Raw genomic sequence first — 18754 nt, 5'->3', positions numbered from 1 at the left:
GCTCGGGGGCCGTTCAGGGCCTGCGCGGTGAGTTCGATCGGCGTTGCTTCTCCCGCCGGGGAGACGCCCAGGTGGCGGTGATGTCGCGGGCGACATCACGCAGGAGGTCGATGAGCATGTCCGCGAGCGGGGTGAGGCTGGCGTCGGTTCTGGTCACGGCGTAGAGCTGGCGGTAGGGCCTCGGGCGGGCCAGTTCGCGATGGGTGGTGCCGGGCGCGTGGGTCAGGGCCAGGCGCGAGACCAGGGCCACCGCGATGCCTGTGCCGACGAGGGCCTGGGCGACGTCGTAGGACTCGGTCTCGAACCGCACGGTGGGAGTGAAGCCGGCCTCGCGGGCCGCGTCGTGGAACTGCTCGCGGGCGGCATGGCCGGCCAGGATGGAGACCCACGATTCGTTGCGCAGCTGTTCCAGGTGAAGTTCGGCGCCCGTGGGCTGCCCGGTGGCCAGTGGATGGTCATCGGGGAGAACCACGACCATCGGATCCAACAGGAGCGAGTGGGCCCGTACGTGCGGGGGCGGCGCGAGCGGCGTGCCCCAGGACGCGACGATGGCCACGTCCAGGCGCCCCGCGCTGATCTCGTCCACTCCGCGTCCGGAGACCACGTCTACGACGGAGACGTCGGCGTCTGGATGGCGGTGTCTCAGCGTCGTCAGGGCCGGTGGCAGCAGGTGCAGGGCAGCCGCCTGGAACGTCCCGATCCGCAGACGGAGCGAGAGGTGGCCGAGCAGTGCGGCCAGTTCCGCCTCGGCCCGGTCCGATGCCTCCTCGACAGTTCGACCGTGGGAGGCGAGCAGCGCACCGGCCGCGGTGAGCGTCGCTCCGCGAGGACCACGGATGACCAGGGGTACCTGCCAGTCGCGTTCGGCCTTGGCCACCTGTTGGGTGACCGCCGCGGGCGTGAGTTGGAGTGCGTGCGCCGCCGCCGTCAGGGAGCCGTGCCGCTCGATCAACGCGATGAGCCGCAGCTGTCCCGGATCCACCAGCATTCACTAATCCTAACGCTGCACACTTCTCTTTTAACTTCTCTTAGGGGCGCGAGGCGGGAAGCCTGGTGGTACACCCATCGGCCGCAATCCCGGAAGGGGTTCTTTGCCATGCCCACGCATGTGCCCGTTTTCGTCGCCACCACCCTGCTGCTGGCGATGCTGCCCGGCGCGAGTTCGGCCCTGATGATCCGGCAGGTTCTGGAAGGCGGCCAACGTACGCTCCGAGGCACGCTCGCGGGCAATGCCAGCGGCTTCCTGCTGTGGTCCACGGCCGCCGCGGCCGGGCTGTCCGCCGTCCTGCTGGCCAGCCCCACCGCGTACGCGCTGCTCCGGATCGCGGGCGGCGTCGTGCTGATGGTCCTCGGGGCGAAGACGCTATGGACCGCGCTCACCACCACCGTCTCCACCCGTCCGTCCTACGAGGGCGGTCGCGGTACCGGCTTCGCGGGCGGATATCTCACCGGCCTGATGACCAACCTCGGCAACCCCAAAGCGGGGGTGTTCGCCGTTTCGGTGCTGCCCCAGTTCGTGACCTCGAAAGGCCCGGTGTTCCTGTCGACCGTCGCCCTGGGAGCCCTGTGGGCGCTGGTCAGCGCCTCCTGGTACATGCTGCTCACCTGGGCCGTCAGCCGAGGGCGGGCCCTGGTGTCGCAGCCGACCGCCCTGCGGGGAATCACCGTGACCACCGGTGTGGTGCTGCTGGGGCTGGGCGCCGCGGTGGCGGCAGGTGTGTGAGGGCCGGGCGGTGTACCTACTAGTATGTATAGTGCTCGCGTGGACACTGTCGAACGCCTCGTCGAGAGCACCCGGGAACTGCTGTGGGAACGCGGCTACACCGGGACCAGCCCTCGGGCCATCCAGCAACGCGCCGGAGCCGGGCAGGGCAGCATGTACCACCACTTCAGCGGCAAGCCCGACCTGGCGCTCGCCGCGATCAACCGCACCGCCGAGGAGATGCGCGCCAAGGCCGAGGCCCAGCTCGCCGCCCCCGGCACCGCCGTCGAACGCGTCACCGCCTACCTGCGGCGCGAACGGGACGTACTCCGGGGCTGCCCGATCGGACGCCTCACCCAGGACCCCGACGTCATGGCCGACCCGAACCTGCGGGCGCCGGTCGAGCAGACCCTCTCCTGGCTGCGGGAACGGCTCGCCGACGTACTGGCCGAGGGACGCGACCGCGGCGAGTTCGGCCCCGCGCTCGACCCGGCGACCACCGCCGCGACCGTCGTCGCCGTCCTGCAGGGCGGCTACGTGCTGGCCCGCGCCGCCGACTCCACCGCACCGTTCGAGCAGGCGATCACCGGCGTGCTGAACCTGCTCGCCGCCCACACCTCCCCCGGCGACAGGTAGGCGCTCATGTATGCGAAGCAGTACGAGATCACCCTGCCCGCCGACTACGACATGCGGATCATCCGCGAGCGCGTGGCCGTCGGCGGGCGCGTCCTCGACGACCGCGCCGGGCTCGGGCTGAAGGCGTACGTGATCCGCGAACGCGGCGTGGACGACTCACCGGTCAACCAGTACGCCCCGTTCTACCTCTGGCACAACACCGGCGAGATGGCCCGGTTCCTGCTCGGCGGCGGCGGATTCCAGAACATCGTGCGCGACTTCGGCCGCCCGGTCGTCCGGCACTGGACCGGGGTCGCCTGCCACCCCGGTCCCGCCCGGGCCGGCCTTCCCCGGGCCGCCTCGCGACGGCTCGTCCCGATCCCCGCCGATCCGGACCCCGAGGGCACCGGCCTGGGCCTGGCCGCCCGCATCGAGCGGGAGATCCAGGAGCTTCGTACGCTGGCCCGGCACGAGGACGTGCACACCGCGGCCCTCGCCGTCGACCCGCACCACTGGCAGCTGCTGCGGTTCGTCCTGTGGCGCGAGACCGTCACCGCCGATCCGGCGGCCACCGAGCGCTACCAGGTACTGCACCTGTCCACGCCGGGACTGGCGGACCTGCCCTCGGGACCGACCTGGTAGCCCACGGCGGCCGACTCAGCGGTCACGCGGGCGCGCCCGGACGTGCAGCCGCTCCCCCTGCGGCCCGAAGAGGGTGAGGACCTCGGCGGTGCCGGGACCGGGGTTGGCGAACCAGTGCGGGGTACGGGTGTCGAACTCGGCGGCCTCGCCCGGGGCGAGGATCAGGTCGTGCTCGCCCAGCACCAGGCGCAGCCGCCCGGAGAGCACGTACATCCAGTCGTAGCCCTCGTGCACCTGCGGCTGCGGTTCGCTCGCCGGCGTCGGCGGGATGATCATCTTGAATGCCTGGAGACCGCCCGGCCGGCGGGTCAGCGGCAGGTACGTCCGGCCGTGCCGGGTCACCGGGCGGGCGTGCACGCGGGGGTCGCCGGTCGGCGGGGCGCCGACCAGTTCGTCCAGCGCCACCTGGTGGGCGCGGGCCAGCGGCAGCAGCAGCTCCAGGGTGGGGCGGCGCTGGCCCGACTCCAGCCGCGACAGGGTGCTGACCGAGATGCCGGTCGCGCGGGAGAGCTGCGCCAGCGTCGTGGCGCGCCGCTGGCGCAGCGCCCGCAGCCTCGGGCCGACCGCCCCGAGCACCTGGTCGAGGGAGTCGTCCCGGTCCGGTCCGGCATCGTCGTCACTCATCCGTTCATTTGCCGATCCGGCAACGTTGTTTGTCAAGCCGAGGGCCGGCGCGGGACGGTTCTGCCAGCCCGGGGCGCACGCCGCGCCCCCGGGGCACGGTCCCGGCCCGCCGGTCGGGCCGGTCACGACGGAAGGGCGGAGACAATGACAACGAACAACGGTACGGAGCTGGCCCGGCGGTACGACGTGGTGGTCGTCGGGGGCGGCGTCGCCGGGCTCAGCGGGGCCCTGGCCCTGGCGCGGGCCCGGCGGCGCGTGCTCGTGGTCGACGCCGGCGCGCCGCGCAACGCCCCGGCCGACGGGGTGCACAACTTCCTGACCCGCGACGGCGTCGCGCCCGCGCAGCTGCTCGCCGCCGGCCGGGCCGAGGTCGCCGGCTACGGCGGGCAGACCGTCACCGGCACGGTGACCGCGGCCCGGCGCGCCGACGGCCCGGACGGCGACTTCACCGTCGAACTCGCCGACGGTCGGACGGTGCGGGCGCGCCGGCTGCTGGTGACCACCGGCCTGGTCGACGAGCTGCCGCCGGTGCCGGGCCTGGCCGAGCGGTGGGGCCGCGACGTGCTGCACTGCCCCTACTGCCACGGCTGGGAGGTACGCGACCAGGCGATCGCGGTGCTCGCGACCGGCCCGGCGAGCGTGCACCAGGCGCTGCTGTGGCGGCAGTGGAGCGCCGACGTGACCCTGCTGCGGCACGTGGCGGACCCACCGGCCGAACCGGAGCGCGCCCAGTTGGCCGCCCGCGGCATCGCGGTGGTGGCCGGCGAGGTCACCGGGGTGGAGGTGCGCGACGACCGGCTGACCGGCGTACGGCTGCACGACGGCCGTACCGTCGCCTGCCAGGCCCTGGTGGTGGCGCCCCGGTTCACCGCGCGCGCCGGCGTGGCGGCCACGCTGGGCCTGCGGCCGGTCGACGAGCGGCGCGGGGAGCACGTGATCGGCAGCCGGATACCGGCCGACGCCACCGGCGCCACCGAGGTGCCCGGCGTCTGGGTGGCCGGCAACGCGGCGGACCCGCTCGCCCAGGTGGTCACGGCGGCGGCGGGTGGCCTGAGCGCCGGGGCGGCGATCAACGCCGACCTGGTCGCCGAGGAGACCCGCCTCGCCATGGCCGCCCAGGCGGCCTGACCGCGCGCCTACGCCCGGCCGGCGCCGCCGCCCGGGTCGGCGTAGGTGGCCGGGTCGGCGTAGGTGGCCGCCAGCGCGGCGACCGTGGACGCGATCGTGGCGCGCAGCTCGGCCGGGGCGAGCACCTCCACGTCGGTGCCGAGCCGCAGCAGCATGCCGGCGGCGTGGCCGACCGACTCGATCGGGATGGTCACCGGGACCCGCCCGTCCGGGTACGGGGTGCCGACGCTGGCCCGCGCGGCCCGAACCACCGCCGGTTCGACCAGGTCCGGCAGGCGCTCCAGCACCCCCGGGGCGAGCAGCACCCGGGCCTGGCCGCGGTGCCGCCGCGCGTCGAAGTCGCCCAGGTAGGAGGCCCAGTGCGCGGCGAGATCGAACCCATCGGGCCGCTCGCACGGGCCCGGCAGCAGCTGGACCCGCAGGATCTGCGACACGCGGTACGTGCGGATCGACTCCGGCTCGCCCGCGACCAGGTACCAGCGGCCGGCCTTGCACACCAGCCCGTACGGCGAGACGGTACGGGTCACCTCCTGCGGCTCGGCCCAGCGGCGGTACCGCATCCGGATTCGCCGTTGGGTCCAGACCGCCTCCACCACCGCCGCCAGGTGCGGGGTCGGTTCGGCCTCGGCGTACCAGCCGGAGGTGTCCAGGTGGAACCGCCGCCGCAGCTCCTCGGCCCGGTCGCGCAACGGCTCCGGCAGCGCGGCCATCAGCTTGAGCTGGGCGGTGGCCAGCACCGCGCCGAGCCCCAGGTCGGCGGCGGGGCCGGGCAGGCCGGCCAGGAACAGCGCCTCGGCCTCACCGCCGGTGAGACCGGTCAGCCGGGTGCGGTAGCCGTCGACGAGTCGGTAGCCGCCGTCGTGACCGGGCTCGCCGTACAGCGGGATGCCCGCCGCGCCCAGCGCCTCCACGTCCCGGTACACGGTGCGGACCGAGACGGCCAGCTCGTCGGCGAGCTGCTGGGCGGTCAGCCGGCCGCGCGCCTGCAGCAGCAACAGGATCGACAGCAACCGGCTCGCGCGCACCTCGGAAGTATGCCGGTCTCCACTGACAGCGGATGTCAGTGGAGCGGGGTTAGCGTTCCCGGCCGGGCCAGCGGGCCCGGGATCATCGACCGACAGGAGACGACGCGGATGAGCAGCTCTTCCCCCGACCGCCCGGGCGTGGGCGACTTCGACTTCCTCATCGGCAGCTGGCAGGTGACGAACCGGCGGCTGGTATCGCCGCTGTCCGGCGGGTCCGACTGGGACGAGTTCCCCGGCGTGGCCGTCTGCCACGGCACGCTCTTCGGCGGCGCCGCCAACCTCGACGAGATCAGCTTCCCGACGAAGGGACTCTCCGGGCTGACGCTGCGCCTGTACGACCCGCAGACCCGGCTGTGGTCGCTGAACTGGGTCAGCAGCCGGGACGGGCGGTTGACGCCCCCGATCGTCGGCCGGTTCACCGCCGACGGGTACGGCGAGTTCCACGGCGACGACAGCCACGAGGGCCGACCCGTACGGTGCCGGTTCATCTGGTCGCGGATCACGCCCGTCTCCGCGCGCTGGGAGCAGGCCTTCTCGGTCGACGGCGGGGCGACCTGGGAAACGAACTGGATCATGGAGTTCGCCCGGGTCGGGGCGCCGGCCGCCACGGATCGGACGCCGGCCAGCTCGGAGCCGGTCGGATGAGCGCGCCCGCCTCGCCCGCGGTGGTGGAGCTGCGCCGGTACACGCTGCGGCCGGGCCGGCGCGACGAGCTGATCGACCTGTTCGACCGGGAGTTCGTGGAGAGCCAGGAGCGGGTCGGGATGACCGTACTCGGCCAGTTCCGCGACCTCGACGACCCCGACCGGTTCGTCTGGCTGCGCGGCTTCGCGGACATGACCAGCCGACAGCGCGCGCTGACCGCCTTCTACGACGGACCCGTCTGGGCGGCGCACCGGGACCAGGCCAACGCGACGATGGTCGACTCGGACGACGTGCTGCTGCTGCGGCCCGCCGGGCCGGGCACCGGCGTCACGGTCGACCCGGCCCGGCGGCCCCCGGTCGGGGCCCCGGCACCACGGCGGCTGCTGGTCGCCACCGTCTGGTCCTTCCCGCCGGACGCCGAACGCGCCGAGGTGCCCGGCCCCGGGCCGGGCCTGGTCCGGGACCGGCTCGTGCCGGCGCTGGGCCGCACCGGTCCCGCGCCGCTGGCGGTGTTCGGCACGGAACCGGCGGTCAACACGTTCCCGCGACTGCCGGTGCGCACCGGCGAGAACGTGGTGGTGACCCTGGGGTCGTACCCGGACGACGAGACCCACCGGCGGCACCGCGCGCGCCTGGCCGACGACCCCGAGGTACGCGACGAGATCCTTCCCGCGCTGGCCCGGGTCGAGCGGGCCGCCCCGCAGGTGCTGCGGCTGGCCCCGACCGGCCGGTCGCTGCTCTGACCCGCCACGACGCCCGCCTCGGGTTCGCGTTCCCCGGCTCCGCCGGCCGTCAGCCCTCGCTCCGCCGGCCGGCGCCCGGCGGCGGGTCGGGGAACTCCTCCAGGTACCCGTGCAGCGCACCGGCGGCGGCGAGCATGCCCTTCGTACGCCGGGCCAGCTCCCGCTGGCGGTCCGCGATCGCCGCGCGCAGCGCCTCACTGCTGCCGGTGCGGCGCAGGCCGTCGAGGATGGGTCGGATCTGGGCCAGCGGATAGCGGCCCTGCCGCAACATTTTGATCATCTGGGCGTCGCGGACGTCGGCGGGGCCGAAGCTGCGGTAGCCGGTGCCGGGCGTCCGGGCCGGCGCCAGCAGCCCCGCCGACTCCCACACCCGCAGCGCCGAGGCGCGTACCCCGAGCCGCCGGGCCAGCTCCCCGACCCGCAGCGGGCCACGGGACGGGACCGCCTCCCCCGCGCCTCGCGCGGCGACCGCCTCCAGCGCCTCGCCGACGGCGCGCAGCGACAGCCGCTGCTCGTGCAGCCCGGCGTGCGCGGCGTCGACGCGCGCCAGCGCCTGCGGCACGTCACCGGCGTGTACCGCCCGCAGCACCGCCTTGGCCGTCTCCCACCCGTACCCCCGGCCCAGCGCCCGGTAGGTGAGCAGGGCCCGGCGGTGGCGTGCCTCGAAGCGGCGGTAGCCGGCCGGGCTGCGCGTCACCGGCGGCAGGACGCCCGCGTCGACGTAGTTGCGGATCTGCTGGGTCGAGACCCCGACCAGCCGGGCCAGGTCCACCGACCGCAGTCCGGTCGCCGGATCGCCCATCCCCCACGCTCCGTCCACATCCGACCGTCGCCGCCCCGACCCGTCGGCGGCGGGGGCGGGCCGCCGCTTCCTGTACCGTGCCGTTGAGGGTACGTCCCGGTCGGACGGCACGAGATCGCGCGAAAGCTTACACACGTGGTTCAACGATACAGTTGAAGGAATGACGGACCCGATCCGCGCCGCCGCGCGCGAGTTCACCGGCGAGGCCCTCACCGCGCTGCTGTCCCCCGCCACCCGCCTGCTCGGCCTCGGCGAGCCGACCCACGGCGTCGAGGCCTTCCTGGAGCTGCGCAACGAGCTGTTCCGCCACCTCGTCGCGCACCAGAACTACCGCTCGATCGCCCTGGAGACCGACTGCCTGGGCGCCCTGGTCGCCGACGCGTACGTCACCGACGGCGTCGGCACCCTCGACGACGCCATGGACCTCGGCTTCAGCCACGGCTTCGGCGCCTCGCCCGCCAACCGGGAACTGCTGCGCTGGATGCGCGCCCACAACGAGGGGCGTCCGCGGCCCGAGCGGGTGCGCTTCTACGGCTTCGACGGCCCCCTGGAGATCACCGGTCCGGACAGTCCCCGCCCGGCGCTGACCGGGCTGCACGACTACCTCGCCGCCCACCTCGATCTGGCCGGCGACCGCGAGACCCTCGACGAACTGCTCGGTCCCGACGAGCGCTGGATCGACCCGGCCGCCCTCACGGACCCCACCCGTTCCGTCGGCCGCACCCCCGAGGCGATGCGCCTGCGCCTGCTCGCCGACGACCTGCGCGCGCTGCTCACCGCGTACGCCCCGCAGCTGAGCGCGGCCACCTCCCCGGACGACTGGTGGCGGGCCGACCTGTACGGCCGTACCGCCGCCGGGCTCCTGCGCTACCACGCCGGCATGGCCGAGACCGGGCCCACCCGCATCGACGCGCTCATGCGCCTGCGTGACGCGATGATGGCCGACAACCTCGACGCCATCCTCGGCCACGAGACCCGTCGCGGCCCCACCCTCGCCTTCGCCCACAACCTGCACCTGCAACGGGACCGCAGCCGCCTGCACTTCGCCGGCGAGGGGCGGCAGTGGTGGAGCGCCGGTGCCATCGTCGGTGCCCGCCTCGGGGACCGGTACGCCTTCGCCGCCGCCACCTTCGGCTCGCGCGGGGACGACGTGCCCGCGCCGGACACCCTCGAAGGGCTGCTGTCGCGGCTGCCCCACGCCCGCGCCGTCGTCGATGCCGGCCGGCTCGCCGCGGCCCTGGACCGCACGCCGCCGGCGCGCGTACCGGCCGACCACACCTACCTCGCCCTCGACCCGGCCACCATCGACCGGGCCGACGCCATCGTCTTCGTCCGGGAGATCTGAGCCGCCCGCCGGCCGGCGCCGCACCCGCCCGGCCGCCCACCGGGTCGGCCCGGGTGGCGGCCGGGCCGGCATGGCCTAGACTGCCTCGGCTATGCGCGACGAGGTCACCACCCCGGACGGTCCCACCGAAACCCGGCCCTGCGCCCACTGTGGACGGCCGGTACCGCAGCGCGCCGGCGCGGGCCGGCCCTTCCGCTACTGCCGGGACAACGACGGCGCCTGCCAGCGGGCCTCGCGCAACGTCCGCATGCGGCACCGCGGCGCCCCCGGCCTGGCCGGGCAGGTCTCCCGCACCTGGGAGGTGGTCGACCGGCTCGACCAGATGGTGGAGACCCTCACCGAGGCGCTGCACGCCGAACTCTCCCCGGCGGGCGTGGAACGGCAACTGGCCGAGGTGCGCGCCGAGGCCGCCGCGGCGGTGGCCGCCGCACAGACCGAACGCGACGAGGCGCGCCGCGAGGCCGACACGGCGCGCGACGCGGCCAGCGCCGCCGAGCAGGCGGCGCGGCACGCCACGGCCGACCGCGACGCCGCCCGCCGCGAGGCCGAGCGGGCCGGCGCGTCCGCCGCCGCCGCGCGGGCCGAGGCCGAGGCGGCCCGCTCCGCCCGCGACGAGGCCCGGCACGCCGCCAGCGCGGCCGACGCGCTGCGCGCCCAGGCCGAACAGGACCGCGACGCCGCCCGCCGCGACGCCGGCGGCCAGCGGCAGCGGGCCGAGACCGCCGAACGGGCGGTCACGGAGCTGACCCGCGAACGCGACACGGCCCGGGCCGACGCCGAACGGGCCGGCCGGGCCGCCGCCGAGGCCCTCGCCCAGGCCGAACGCCTGCGCGATGAGGCCGGCCAGGCGCGCGCGGCCGAGGCGGCGGCGCGTCAGGACGCGCAGCGGGCCGCCGACGAGGCGCGGCGGCGCGACGCGGACGCCCGCCGGGCCGCCGAGGAGGCCGCCGCCACGCTGGCGGACGCCCGTCGCGGCCTCGACCGGCTCGCCGCCGAACGCGACCAGCTGACCGCGCGGGCCGCCGCCGCCCGGGAGGCGACCGTCGCCGCCGAGGCGCGCCTCGCCGAGGTGGCCGACCGGCTCGCCACCGCCGAGCGGGACCGCGACCGCGCGTACGCCCGGGTGGGCGAGCTCTCCGCGCAGGTCGGGGAGCTGGCCGCGGCGCTGGCCGGCCTGCGCGCCCCCGACGCCGCATCGGCACCACCGGCACCATCGGCAGCATCCGCACCAGTGGCTGACGCCTGACCCGGCGCGCCGGCCGGACGGTCGGGACGGCGCACGACCCGCCCCGGTGACCGTCGGTGCCACCGCGCGGCGGTCCGCCGCTACGTTTTGGCCGCCACCGTCTCGGGCGCGATACGGGAATAGCCGGGGCCGCCGGGGACGTCAGGTGACCGGAAGGTCACGGCGACCGGACCCCGCCGGTTGGCCCGTGATAACGGTTGGGTCGCGATTCGCGCCCGCGAGTCCTGGTTTGGCCGGTGAAGTGGCCGCCCGTCCCACGGCTCCGGCTAAGCTCGGAGGGTTTGGGACGCGGGGGGCCGATCACGTCGGGTGATGGCGGGTCGACCGGAGGCGTCCCCGGCCAGCCGCACCGTCCGTACCGGGCGGCGGGGAATCGCCCGCCCGGTGCACATCGTTACACCTGTTGGAACAGCACCACGACCGAGGGGAAAGCCGATCATGGGCGAGCGCATGCTTCGCGGAAGCCGTCTGGGAGCAGTCAGCTACGAGTCCGACCGCAACACGGAACTCGCGCCGCGCCAGACCCGCGAGTACCTCTGCGCCAAGGGTCACCAGTTCGAGGTGCCCTTCGCCGTCGACGCCGAGGTACCGATGACCTGGGAATGCAAGTTCGACGGCAGCGTCGCCCGGCTGGTGGACGGCAGCGAGCCGGAGCAGAAGAAGGCCAAGCCGCCGCGCACCCACTGGGACATGCTCCTCGAGCGTCGTTCGATCGCCGAACTCGAGGACATCCTCGCCGAGCGGCTCGAGGAGGTACGCACCCGCCGCGGGCGCATCTGAGCACACCGGGAAGACCTTCGTACGCCCCGCCGGCGACCTCGCCGGCGGGGCGTACGGGTTTTCGGGTGGCCGGGCCGGAGGGCTACCCGGGCGGGGGATGCTCCCGTCTCGTCAGCTGACGGACGCGGCGGGAACAGCGGCTACCAGGCCGCCGTCGACGACCAGGTCCTGGCCGTTGATGTAGGACGCCTCGGCGGAGGCGAGGAACGCCACCACTGAGGCGATCTCCTCCGGACGGCCGAACCGGCGCGCGACGACTCGATCCGTCACGGCCGCCACCTCCGCCTCGCTCAACGCGGCAGCGGGATACATCGGCGTGTCGATGTATCCCGGGCTGATGGAGTTCACCCGGATGCCGCGCTGGCCGAGTTCGGCGGCGAGCGTACGAGCCAGGTTGTGCGCCGCCGCCTTGGTCGCCGAGTACAGCGTCAGGACGCCGTTGCCCCGGTCAGGGTCCAGGAGGCGTTGATGACGATCGAGCCGCCGTCGGCCAGCAGCGGCAGCGCCTTTTGAATGGTGAAGAACACACCTTTGAAGTTGACGCCGACGGCGTGGTCGAAGTCCGCCTCGGTGATGTCGGCGAAGGGTAGGAAGGTGCCCACGCCAGCGTTGGCGAAGAGGACGTCCAGGCGGCAGTGGCGCGTCTTGATCTTGTCCATGACCGCGTCGAGCCCGGCCGGGTCGGCGGCGTCGGCCGCCACGCCCAGGGCGCGTGGGCCGAGTTCGGCCACGGCGGCGTCCACGCGTCGCGGGGTACGACCGGTGACGATCACGTGGGCGCCTTCGGCGATGAGGCGGTGCGCGGTGGCAAGTCCCATGCCGCTGGTGCCGCCGGTGATCAGGGCGACCTTGTCGACGAATCGGTTCACTTGGGTTCTCCGGAGAGCCAGTCGGCGGTCGCGGGCAGCCAGTCGGGCCGGGCGTTGCCGAGCAGGTGGTCGCCGTGCGGGACGAGCAGGTATTCGCCGTGCGGCGCCAGGCGGGCCAGCCGCTCGCCGTTGGTCACGCCGGGGATGAGGTCCTGGCCGCCGTCCACCACGAGGAGCGGGACGGTGATGCGTGGTGCCAGCGTGGACAGGTCGACCTGGCGGGCGAAGTCGCGGGCCGGCCGGGCCCCGCCGGCGCGCCGGGTGAGGAGGTCCCGTACCGGGGTCGGAAGGCCATCCCAGTCCAGGCGGAAGGGGCCGCTGACGGTGGCGACGGCCGCGACGCGGGTTTCCCAGGCAGCGGTCTCGGCCACGTAGTAGCCGCCCAGGCTGAGCCCGACGAGCCTGACCCGGTCGACACCGAGCGCGTCGATGACCCGGCCGATCACCTGATGGTAGTCGGGCCGGACGGTCGAGGTGGACGCGAGCGCGCCCTGTCCGGGACCGTCCATCGCGAACACCGCCACATCCCTGCGCAGCAGGGCCGAGGTGACGGCGTGGAACTCCTCCTTGCTGGAGTCCAGGCCGGGCACGACGATGACGGTGATCGGGGAATCGGCGCGACCGCGTAGCCAGCCGGTGAAGCCGGGCCCCTCGATCCGCCGGGCGTGCGGCTCCAGGACAGCCAGGGCGCGGCCCATGGCGGCGTCGGCCTCGGCGGCGGCCAGCGCCTGCCCGGCCTGCGGCGCCAGGGTGGCGAAGTGGAACCATCGCGCCGCCACCTGGTAGTGCTCGCCCGCCGAGATCGGCGAGGCCGCCTCCCGCGCGCGGACCAGGTGCGAGCGCCCGGCGCGGACGAACGCCTCACCCCAGCCGTCCAGTGATGCCAGTTCGCCGGTCACCCGCTGGTACTCGTGCGGGTCCAGGCCCGCCCCGGTGGCGCGCGTGAAATTGGCGGCGACGAACTCCTCGACGCTCATCGCACCCCTCCCGTGGTCAGGACAGCCTTGCCGCGGATGCGGCGTTCGCGCAGGTCGACCAGGACTTCGGCGGTCTGGCTCCAGTCGGCGACGCGGTCGATCTCCGGGTGCAGCCGCCCGTCGCCCACCAGCCGGACCAACGTGTTCAGATCCTCGCCGTACGGCGCGCCCGCATAGTGGAAATGCCGGATCACGGCCCGTTGCGGCCCGGCCAGGATGTCGAAGAAATTCAGCGTCACCGGCGCGCGACTGGCCTGACCGAACCAGATCAGCGTGCCTCCGGGGACCAGCTTCGACAGCGCGACCGGAAGATCAGCACCACCGGTGGACTCGAACACCAGATCGAACGGGCCCGGCGCGTCGGCCACCGCGTGCACGACTGCCGCCGCGCCACGCTCACGCAGTCGTTCACCGCGCGCGGCTGTGGCGGTCACCGCGGTCAGGTCCGCACCCGCGGCGGCGGCCAACTCCGTCAGGTAGTGCCCCACCCCGCCCGAGGCGCCGGTCAGCAGCACCCGCCGGCCCGTCACCGCGCCGGCCACGCGCAGCAACCGCAGCGCGGTGATCCCGGCCAGCGGCAGCGCGGCGGCCCGCACGGCGCTGATGTCGTCGGGCAGCACGGCAAGCGAGTGGGTCGGCACCGCCGCGTACTCGGCCCAGCCACCCGACGGTGGATGGCCCACCACCCGGGCGCCGACGGGCGGCCCGGAGCCGTCCGCCGCCGCCTGCACCACCAGTCCGGCGACGTCCTTGCCGGGAACGACGCCCGGACGCGGATCTTCCAGTAGGAACGTCTCGCCGCGATTCGGCGCGAACGCCTCGACCCTGATCAACGCCTCGTGCGGCGCCGCGAGCGGCTGGGCGTCCTCGGCGAACACCACCGGACGAGCCCGGTCGCCGGTCGGAACCAATCTCTTCATGCCGGCGACCGTACGAGCGCCCCCGCGGGCGGAGCCAACAACGATCGAAGACAAGCGACAACCATCGGTTGTCACCTAAGGTCCGAGCCATGGATCTCGACATGGCGCAGGTTCGCGCGTTCCTGTTCGCGGCCGAGCGGCGGCACTTCGGGCGGGCCGCCGAGGAGCTGTCGATCTCACAGCAGGCGCTGTCCAAACGGATCGCGGGCCTGGAATCGCGGCTCGGCGCGCGGCTGTTCGATCGTCTCGGTCACGGAGTACGGCTCACGGAGGCCGGGCAACGCTTCCTCGGACCGGCCAGGCAGGCACTGGCCGCCGCGAACCTGGCCGTGGCCGCGGTGCGGGATCCGCACCGGCCGCTGCGGATCGACGTCTGGGGTCACCTGTACGCTCCGATGCGCACGGTCGCGCACGTGGCGGCCCGCTCCGGTGAGCTGCGGCTGGAACTGGGGCACGCGCGCGACCAACCGTCGGCGACGGCCGCGCTGCTGCGCGGCGACGTCGACGCGGCTTTCGGCCGCGTCCACCCGCCCCTGCCCGTCGGACTGACGCACCGGCTGGTACGGCTGGAACCGGTGGACGCGATCCTCGGCGCGGACCACCCGTTGGCGGCCGAGCCCGTGCTGCGGCCCGAGCAGCTGCGCGGCAGCGTGCTGTGGACCCCAGGAGCGCTGGACCGGCTGGATTTCCTGCGTCACTTCGCCGCGCACTTCGGCGTCCGCGACCACGCCGAGGGGACCAACCTGGGACTGGAACACTTCCTCGCCGAGGTCGCCGCCGACCCGCGCCGCTTCTCACTGCTCCCAGCCGACGTGCCGCTTCCCGACACCCCGGGGATCCGGCTGGTTCCGCTGGAGGACCCCACCCCGCTGTACGCGTGGTCGCTGCTGTGGCCCAGCTACGGGCATCCCCTGATGGACACCGTGGTGAGCGCCTTCGTGGCCGAGGCCGAACGCAACCGCTGGCTGGAGTACACCCCCGGCCGCGACTGGTTGCCCGAACCCCACCCGGTGCCGGAAAGCACCGCGACGGCGCCCGGTTCGACCCCTGCCCGAGCGCCGGGCGGGCCAGTGGCCGCGCCGGTCCGGAGCCCGTCTCGATGACCAGGCCTCAGCGGCCGCGCGGCTCCACGATCTCACCCTCGATGGCCGGACCGGTCCCCGCCGCCGGCGGTGGTGGCGGCGCGCCGTCGCCGGGCCCGGCCGCGTCCGGCTGCCCGCGTCGCACCCGTACCCGCCGCGGGCCGAACAGGTCACCGGCGACGGCGGAGGAGACCCGCCGCTCGGCCGCGCCCTGCACCCGCCCCCGCGCCAGCCGCCGCACCGGCGGCACCAGCAGCAGCAGGCCGGCCGCGCCGCTGACCAGCCCCGGTACCGCCAGCAGCAGCCCGGCGGCCAGCCCCACCAGCCCGTCGGTGGCCTGCCGCCCCGGCGGCTGCCCCGCGTTCAGCGCCGCCCGGAAACCCCGCCAGGCGCGGATTCCCTCCCGCCGCAGCAGCGCCAACCCCGTCAGGGACACCGCCAGCACCAGCAGCAACGTCCACCCGAACCCGATCCACCGGCCGAGCAGGACGAAGACGGCGATCTCGACGACCACCCCGATCAGCAGTCCCGCCGGTACCAGCCTCAGTCCTCGGCGCATCTCACCTCATCCGCATCCGCGGCACGACACCCGGCGCGGGCCCCGACCCGGCGAACCGGCACGACCCGCCCATCGAGCATGACACGTGCGCGCCACCCCGCGACCCCGGCCACCCGAGCGCCACCGGGCCGCTACGGCCACCGTACCGGCTCGGCCGCCGCCCGCCGCGTCTCGCGCGCGGAGATCCGGTCCCGCGCCGCCCAGACCGTCACCCGCCACAGCGCCTCACCGATGATCGCCGGGCTCATCTTGCTGGCGCCCCGCTCCCGCTGGGCGAACGTGATCGGCACCTCGGCGATGCGGAACCCGGCCTGGTGCGCCCGCCAGGACAGCTCCACCTGGAAGCAGTACCCCTGCGACGTCACCGACTCGAAGTCGATCTTTTCGAGGGCGGGTACCCGGTACACCCGGAAACCGCCCGTGGCGTCGGACACCGGCATGCCCAGGACCATCCGCGCGTACCGGCTGCCGCAGCGCGACAACACCTGCCGGTGCCACGGCCAGTTCACCACCCGACCGCCCCGCAGCCAGCGCGAACCGATCACCACGTCGGCGTCGCGGGCCGCCTCCAGCAGCCGGGGCAACTCCTCCGGGGCGTGCGAACCGTCGGCGTCCATCTCCACCACCGCGTCGAAACCCCGGTCACGCGCCCACCCGAACCCGGCCACGTACGCCGCGCCGAGCCCCTGCTTGCCGGGCCGGTGCAGCACGTGCACCCGCTCGTCGGCGGCGGCCAGGCCGGCGGCGACGTCCCCCGTACCGTCCGGGCTGTTGTCGTCGGCGACCAGGACCTCCGCCTCGGGCACCGCCAGGCGCAGCCGCCGCACGATCGGTTCGACGTTGTCGGCCTCGTTGTACGTCGGGATCACGACCAGGACGCGGCCGACGCCCGGATAACCGGTCAGCCGGCCATCCCCCCCGATTGCCTCGCTCACCGCTCCTCCGCATCTGCCGGCGCCCCGGCGTCCCCCGTCGGCTATCCGGGTAGCCCCCACCGGCGCCGGCCCGGCACCGCCGCGACGAGCACCGCCACGGCCAACCCGACCAGCACCACCTCGGGCCACACCCCGGCCCGGGTGGCCACCGTGCGGGCGTCACCGAGCCGCATCTGCCGGACCACCACCGCGTCGGTGTTGAACCCGGTGGCCCCGGATACCCGCCCGTCGGGGCTGACGAACCCGGACACCCCGACCGTGGAGGCCATCAACGCGTCCCGACCGTGCTCGACCGCCCGCAGCCGCACCATCGCCAACTGCTGGCGCGCCTCGGCCTCGTCGAAGGTGGCGTTGTTCGTCTGCACCGCCAGTACCTGCGCGCCGCCGGTGACGGTGTCGCGGACCACGTCGTCGTAGGCGACCTCGAAGCAGATCACGTCACCGAGGACCACCGGGCCGACCCGCAGCACCCCCGGCCGGTCGCCGGCCACGAAGTCCGACCGGACCCGGTCGACCTCCTTGCTGACCATCCGCGCCACCTTGCGCAGCGGCACGTACTCGGCGAACGGCACCGGGTGCCGCTTGACGTACAACTGCTGCTCGTCCGGGCCAGTACCGGGCCGCCACACCAGTCCCGCGTTGCGCACCTGTCCGCTGCCCGGTCCCAGCAGCACCGCGCCCACCAGGATCGGCGCCTCGATCTCGTCGGCGGCCTCGGAGATGCGGGCCGCCGCGTCCGGATAGGTCAGCGGGTCGATGTCGGAGGAGTTCTCCGGCCAGACCACCAGGTCCGGCTGCCGCTGCTGGCCCGCGGCGACCCGCTCGGCCAGTTGCACGGTGGCGTTGACGTGGTTGTCCAGCACGGCGCGGCGCTGGGCGTTGAAGTCCAGCCCCAGGCGCGGCACGTTGCCCTGCACCACCGCCACCACCGCGGTGCCGCCGCCGCCCGCGCCACCCACCGGCGTCGCGAGCCCCGCCAGCACCACCGCCACGGCCGCCGCCAGCGCCCCCACCGGCCACCCCCAGCGGCGCGCCGCACCGGCCCGCGCAGCGGAGACCTTCCCGCCGTCGACGCCCGCCGCGGGTCGCGGCGCCGGCGGGCGCCACAGCCCCCAACCGGCCGCGACCAGGCACCCGCCGGCCAGCGCCACCGCGAACGTCACCAGCGGCGCCCCGCCCAGCGCGGCCAGCCGCAGCAGCGGCGAGTCGTCCTGGCTGAACGCCAACCGGCCCCACGGGAACCCCCCGAACGGGGTGCGGTCCCGCAGCGCCTCCTGCGCCACCCACAGCAGCCCGGTGACCAGCGGCCACGACCAGCGGGCCCGCTCCACCAGCGCACTGGTCAGCGCCCCGGCCAACCCCAGCAGCGCCAGGTAGCCGGCCTGCAACGCCGACAACAGCAGCCACGGCAGCAGCCCCGTGTGCAGGTTCGTCCACTCCAGCAGCGGGGCGAACAACACCAGACCGGTCAACGCGCCCAGCCCGGCACCGCCGCGCAACCGCCGCCGGTGCGTCGCGGCGGCCAGCAACGCCACCCCGACCGGCGCCAGCCACCACCAGCCGTACGGCGGAAACGCCACCAGCAGCGCCAACCCGGCGGCCACCGCGGCCACCACCGCCACCGGCAGCGGCAACGCCCCCCGCGCCGGCCGCGGCGTACGCCCGGACCCGTCCGTACCGGCCGTCTCACCGGCTGTGTCGACCACCATCGTCACCCGCGCCACCCGCTCCACCCGGGCGTCACCGGCCCGCCGGCGACGCAGAAATCACCCGCCGAAGGCTACCCACCGCGCCGACCCCGGCCCAGCCACGGGCCGACCGGACACGCGGGAAAAGCCGCTCCTCGTCGACCCCGGCGGGCGGGAACGAAAATCGGGGCGCGGCCGACGGCCACGCCCCGATGCTCCCAGGCCCTCCCCGGCCGGTGCGGCAGCGCAGACCCGCCACGACCTTCGGACCGACCGGACGCGGACTGGCTGTCCCCGTCAGGCCGTTGTCTACTGGCCGCGCACATCGCCCTGCCCGTACACCGGTAAGCGCGGCCGGTTCGCGCCGCCCCGCCGACCCCCGCCCGCTGGACCTGGCCGCCGCGACCACTGACACACGTACCGGTCG

At 74.9% G+C, this 18754-nt stretch carries 21 protein-coding genes; 10 read left to right on the top strand and 11 right to left on the bottom strand.

Features of this window, described 5'->3' with window-relative positions; all coding sequences use genetic code 11:
* Positions 1 to 13 precede the first annotated feature (13 nt).
* Positions 14 to 988, bottom strand: a complete 975-nt coding sequence (locus AB0J86_RS08335; RefSeq protein WP_363854458.1) for a LysR family transcriptional regulator — start codon at positions 986 to 988, stop codon at positions 14 to 16.
* A 108-nt stretch (positions 989 to 1096) separates the two neighbouring features.
* On the opposite strand from AB0J86_RS08335, the gene AB0J86_RS08330 reads away from it, so the two are divergent.
* From AB0J86_RS08330 to AB0J86_RS08320, 3 genes are read left to right on the top strand one after another with little or no spacing between them, the layout of a single operon-like run.
* The gene (locus tag AB0J86_RS08330; RefSeq protein WP_363854455.1) at positions 1097 to 1723 is read left to right on the top strand and encodes a LysE family translocator; all 627 of its coding nucleotides are present in this window, start codon (positions 1097 to 1099) and stop codon (positions 1721 to 1723) included.
* Between the two features lie 39 nt (positions 1724 to 1762).
* A complete protein-coding gene (locus AB0J86_RS08325; protein ID WP_363854452.1) occupies positions 1763 to 2338 on the top strand; it encodes a TetR/AcrR family transcriptional regulator in 576 nt (191 codons plus the stop codon).
* 6 nt (positions 2339 to 2344) lie between these two features.
* Positions 2345 to 2959 carry a DUF4865 family protein gene (locus AB0J86_RS08320; RefSeq protein ID WP_363854449.1) on the top strand — a complete coding sequence of 205 codons (615 nt, stop codon included), beginning with the start codon at positions 2345 to 2347 and terminating at the stop codon, positions 2957 to 2959.
* A 15-nt stretch (positions 2960 to 2974) separates the two neighbouring features.
* Here AB0J86_RS08320 and AB0J86_RS08315 read toward each other — a convergent pair whose 3' ends face one another.
* A complete protein-coding gene (locus AB0J86_RS08315) occupies positions 2975 to 3583 on the bottom strand; it encodes an XRE family transcriptional regulator (protein WP_363854446.1) in 609 nt (202 codons plus the stop codon).
* Between the two features lie 144 nt (positions 3584 to 3727).
* On the opposite strand from AB0J86_RS08315, the gene AB0J86_RS08310 reads away from it, so the two are divergent.
* On the top strand, positions 3728 to 4711 hold the full coding sequence (locus tag AB0J86_RS08310; RefSeq protein WP_363854444.1) for an NAD(P)/FAD-dependent oxidoreductase: 984 nt from the start codon (positions 3728 to 3730) through the stop codon (positions 4709 to 4711).
* Between the two features lie 8 nt (positions 4712 to 4719).
* Here the strand turns inward: AB0J86_RS08310 and AB0J86_RS08305 are convergent, their stop codons facing one another.
* Entirely contained in the window at positions 4720 to 5736 is a 1017-nt protein-coding gene (locus AB0J86_RS08305) for a WYL domain-containing protein (RefSeq protein ID WP_363854441.1), read from the bottom strand.
* 108 nt (positions 5737 to 5844) lie between these two features.
* On the opposite strand from AB0J86_RS08305, the gene AB0J86_RS08300 reads away from it, so the two are divergent.
* Both AB0J86_RS08300 and AB0J86_RS08295 read left to right on the top strand, forming a co-directional pair.
* The gene (locus AB0J86_RS08300) at positions 5845 to 6381 is read left to right on the top strand and encodes a hypothetical protein (protein ID WP_363854438.1); all 537 of its coding nucleotides are present in this window, start codon (positions 5845 to 5847) and stop codon (positions 6379 to 6381) included.
* Positions 6378 to 7124 carry an NIPSNAP family protein gene (locus AB0J86_RS08295; RefSeq protein ID WP_363854435.1) on the top strand — a complete coding sequence of 249 codons (747 nt, stop codon included), beginning with the start codon at positions 6378 to 6380 and terminating at the stop codon, positions 7122 to 7124. Before AB0J86_RS08300 ends, AB0J86_RS08295 begins: the two co-directional genes overlap by 4 nt.
* 49 nt (positions 7125 to 7173) lie before the next feature.
* Here the strand turns inward: AB0J86_RS08295 and AB0J86_RS08290 are convergent, their stop codons facing one another.
* Positions 7174 to 7926: a MerR family transcriptional regulator gene (locus AB0J86_RS08290; RefSeq protein ID WP_363854432.1), complete on the bottom strand. Its 753-nt coding sequence runs from the start codon at positions 7924 to 7926 to the stop codon at positions 7174 to 7176.
* A 160-nt stretch (positions 7927 to 8086) separates the two neighbouring features.
* On the opposite strand from AB0J86_RS08290, the gene AB0J86_RS08285 reads away from it, so the two are divergent.
* The 3 genes from AB0J86_RS08285 (at position 8087) to AB0J86_RS08275 (ending at position 11297) form a co-directional block, all read left to right on the top strand.
* Positions 8087 to 9271 carry an erythromycin esterase family protein gene (locus AB0J86_RS08285; RefSeq protein WP_363854429.1) on the top strand — a complete coding sequence of 395 codons (1185 nt, stop codon included), beginning with the start codon at positions 8087 to 8089 and terminating at the stop codon, positions 9269 to 9271.
* A 91-nt stretch (positions 9272 to 9362) separates the two neighbouring features.
* Complete coding sequence (locus tag AB0J86_RS08280; protein WP_363854427.1) at positions 9363 to 10517, top strand: hypothetical protein; 1155 nt, start codon at positions 9363 to 9365, stop codon at positions 10515 to 10517.
* Between the two features lie 438 nt (positions 10518 to 10955).
* On the top strand, positions 10956 to 11297 hold the full coding sequence (locus tag AB0J86_RS08275) for an RNA polymerase-binding protein RbpA (RefSeq protein ID WP_363854424.1): 342 nt from the start codon (positions 10956 to 10958) through the stop codon (positions 11295 to 11297).
* Positions 11298 to 11408: 111 nt separating this feature from the next.
* Here the strand turns inward: AB0J86_RS08275 and AB0J86_RS08270 are convergent, their stop codons facing one another.
* The 4 genes from AB0J86_RS08270 to AB0J86_RS08255 are packed head-to-tail and all read right to left on the bottom strand — an operon-like array spanning position 11409 to position 14021.
* On the bottom strand, positions 11409 to 11690 hold the full coding sequence (locus AB0J86_RS08270) for an SDR family oxidoreductase (protein WP_363854779.1): 282 nt from the start codon (positions 11688 to 11690) through the stop codon (positions 11409 to 11411).
* Positions 11691 to 11725: 35 nt separating this feature from the next.
* Positions 11726 to 12166, bottom strand: coding sequence for an SDR family NAD(P)-dependent oxidoreductase (locus AB0J86_RS08265; protein ID WP_363854422.1), 441 nt, complete (start codon positions 12164 to 12166; stop codon positions 11726 to 11728).
* Complete coding sequence (locus AB0J86_RS08260) at positions 12163 to 13143, bottom strand: alpha/beta fold hydrolase (protein WP_363854419.1); 981 nt, start codon at positions 13141 to 13143, stop codon at positions 12163 to 12165. Before AB0J86_RS08260 ends, AB0J86_RS08265 begins: the two co-directional genes overlap by 4 nt.
* Entirely contained in the window at positions 13140 to 14021 is an 882-nt protein-coding gene (locus AB0J86_RS08255) for a zinc-binding dehydrogenase (protein ID WP_363854416.1), read from the bottom strand. The genes AB0J86_RS08260 and AB0J86_RS08255 overlap by 4 nt, the downstream gene beginning before the upstream one ends.
* A 131-nt stretch (positions 14022 to 14152) precedes the next feature.
* Between AB0J86_RS08255 and AB0J86_RS08250 the strand changes: the two genes are divergently transcribed.
* Positions 14153 to 15166, top strand: coding sequence for a LysR family transcriptional regulator (locus tag AB0J86_RS08250; protein WP_363854413.1), 1014 nt, complete (start codon positions 14153 to 14155; stop codon positions 15164 to 15166).
* A 7-nt stretch (positions 15167 to 15173) separates the two neighbouring features.
* Here the strand turns inward: AB0J86_RS08250 and AB0J86_RS08245 are convergent, their stop codons facing one another.
* The 3 genes from AB0J86_RS08245 to lnt form a co-directional block, all read right to left on the bottom strand.
* The gene (locus tag AB0J86_RS08245) at positions 15174 to 15704 is read right to left on the bottom strand and encodes an FxsA family protein (RefSeq protein ID WP_363854410.1); all 531 of its coding nucleotides are present in this window, start codon (positions 15702 to 15704) and stop codon (positions 15174 to 15176) included.
* A gap of 131 nt (positions 15705 to 15835) precedes the next feature.
* Positions 15836 to 16639: a polyprenol monophosphomannose synthase gene (locus AB0J86_RS08240; protein ID WP_363854407.1), complete on the bottom strand. Its 804-nt coding sequence runs from the start codon at positions 16637 to 16639 to the stop codon at positions 15836 to 15838.
* A gap of 41 nt (positions 16640 to 16680) precedes the next feature.
* Positions 16681 to 18348, bottom strand: coding sequence for an apolipoprotein N-acyltransferase (gene lnt, locus AB0J86_RS08235; RefSeq protein WP_363854776.1), 1668 nt, complete (start codon positions 18346 to 18348; stop codon positions 16681 to 16683).
* Between the last annotated feature and the right edge of the window lie 406 nt (positions 18349 to 18754).

Source organism: Micromonospora sp. NPDC049559 (assembly GCF_040676675.1).
In the GTDB taxonomy this organism is placed as follows: Bacteria; Actinomycetota; Actinomycetes; order Mycobacteriales; family Micromonosporaceae; genus JBFAPK01.
Note: the sequence above shows the minus strand (reverse complement) of the source record. Positions and strands in the feature narration are given on the sequence as shown.

Coding starts and splice junctions, on each gene's coding strand:
- AB0J86_RS08285 (WP_363854429.1), top strand. CDS start 8,087: ATGACGGACCCGATCCGCGCCGCCGCGCGCGAGTTCACCGGCGAGGCC.
- AB0J86_RS08300 (WP_363854438.1), top strand. CDS start 5,845: ATGAGCAGCTCTTCCCCCGACCGCCCGGGCGTGGGCGACTTCGACTTC.
- AB0J86_RS08330 (WP_363854455.1), top strand. CDS start 1,097: ATGCCCACGCATGTGCCCGTTTTCGTCGCCACCACCCTGCTGCTGGCG.
- AB0J86_RS08275 (WP_363854424.1), top strand. CDS start 10,956: ATGGGCGAGCGCATGCTTCGCGGAAGCCGTCTGGGAGCAGTCAGCTAC.
- AB0J86_RS08290 (WP_363854432.1), bottom strand. CDS start 7,926: ATGGGCGATCCGGCGACCGGACTGCGGTCGGTGGACCTGGCCCGGCTG.
- AB0J86_RS08320 (WP_363854449.1), top strand. CDS start 2,345: ATGTATGCGAAGCAGTACGAGATCACCCTGCCCGCCGACTACGACATG.
- lnt (WP_363854776.1), bottom strand. CDS start 18,348: ATGGTGGTCGACACAGCCGGTGAGACGGCCGGTACGGACGGGTCCGGG.
- AB0J86_RS08280 (WP_363854427.1), top strand. CDS start 9,363: ATGCGCGACGAGGTCACCACCCCGGACGGTCCCACCGAAACCCGGCCC.
- AB0J86_RS08310 (WP_363854444.1), top strand. CDS start 3,728: ATGACAACGAACAACGGTACGGAGCTGGCCCGGCGGTACGACGTGGTG.
- AB0J86_RS08335 (WP_363854458.1), bottom strand. CDS start 988: ATGCTGGTGGATCCGGGACAGCTGCGGCTCATCGCGTTGATCGAGCGG.
- AB0J86_RS08260 (WP_363854419.1), bottom strand. CDS start 13,143: ATGAGCGTCGAGGAGTTCGTCGCCGCCAATTTCACGCGCGCCACCGGG.
- AB0J86_RS08295 (WP_363854435.1), top strand. CDS start 6,378: ATGAGCGCGCCCGCCTCGCCCGCGGTGGTGGAGCTGCGCCGGTACACG.
- AB0J86_RS08245 (WP_363854410.1), bottom strand. CDS start 15,704: ATGCGCCGAGGACTGAGGCTGGTACCGGCGGGACTGCTGATCGGGGTG.
- AB0J86_RS08315 (WP_363854446.1), bottom strand. CDS start 3,583: ATGAGTGACGACGATGCCGGACCGGACCGGGACGACTCCCTCGACCAG.
- AB0J86_RS08250 (WP_363854413.1), top strand. CDS start 14,153: ATGGATCTCGACATGGCGCAGGTTCGCGCGTTCCTGTTCGCGGCCGAG.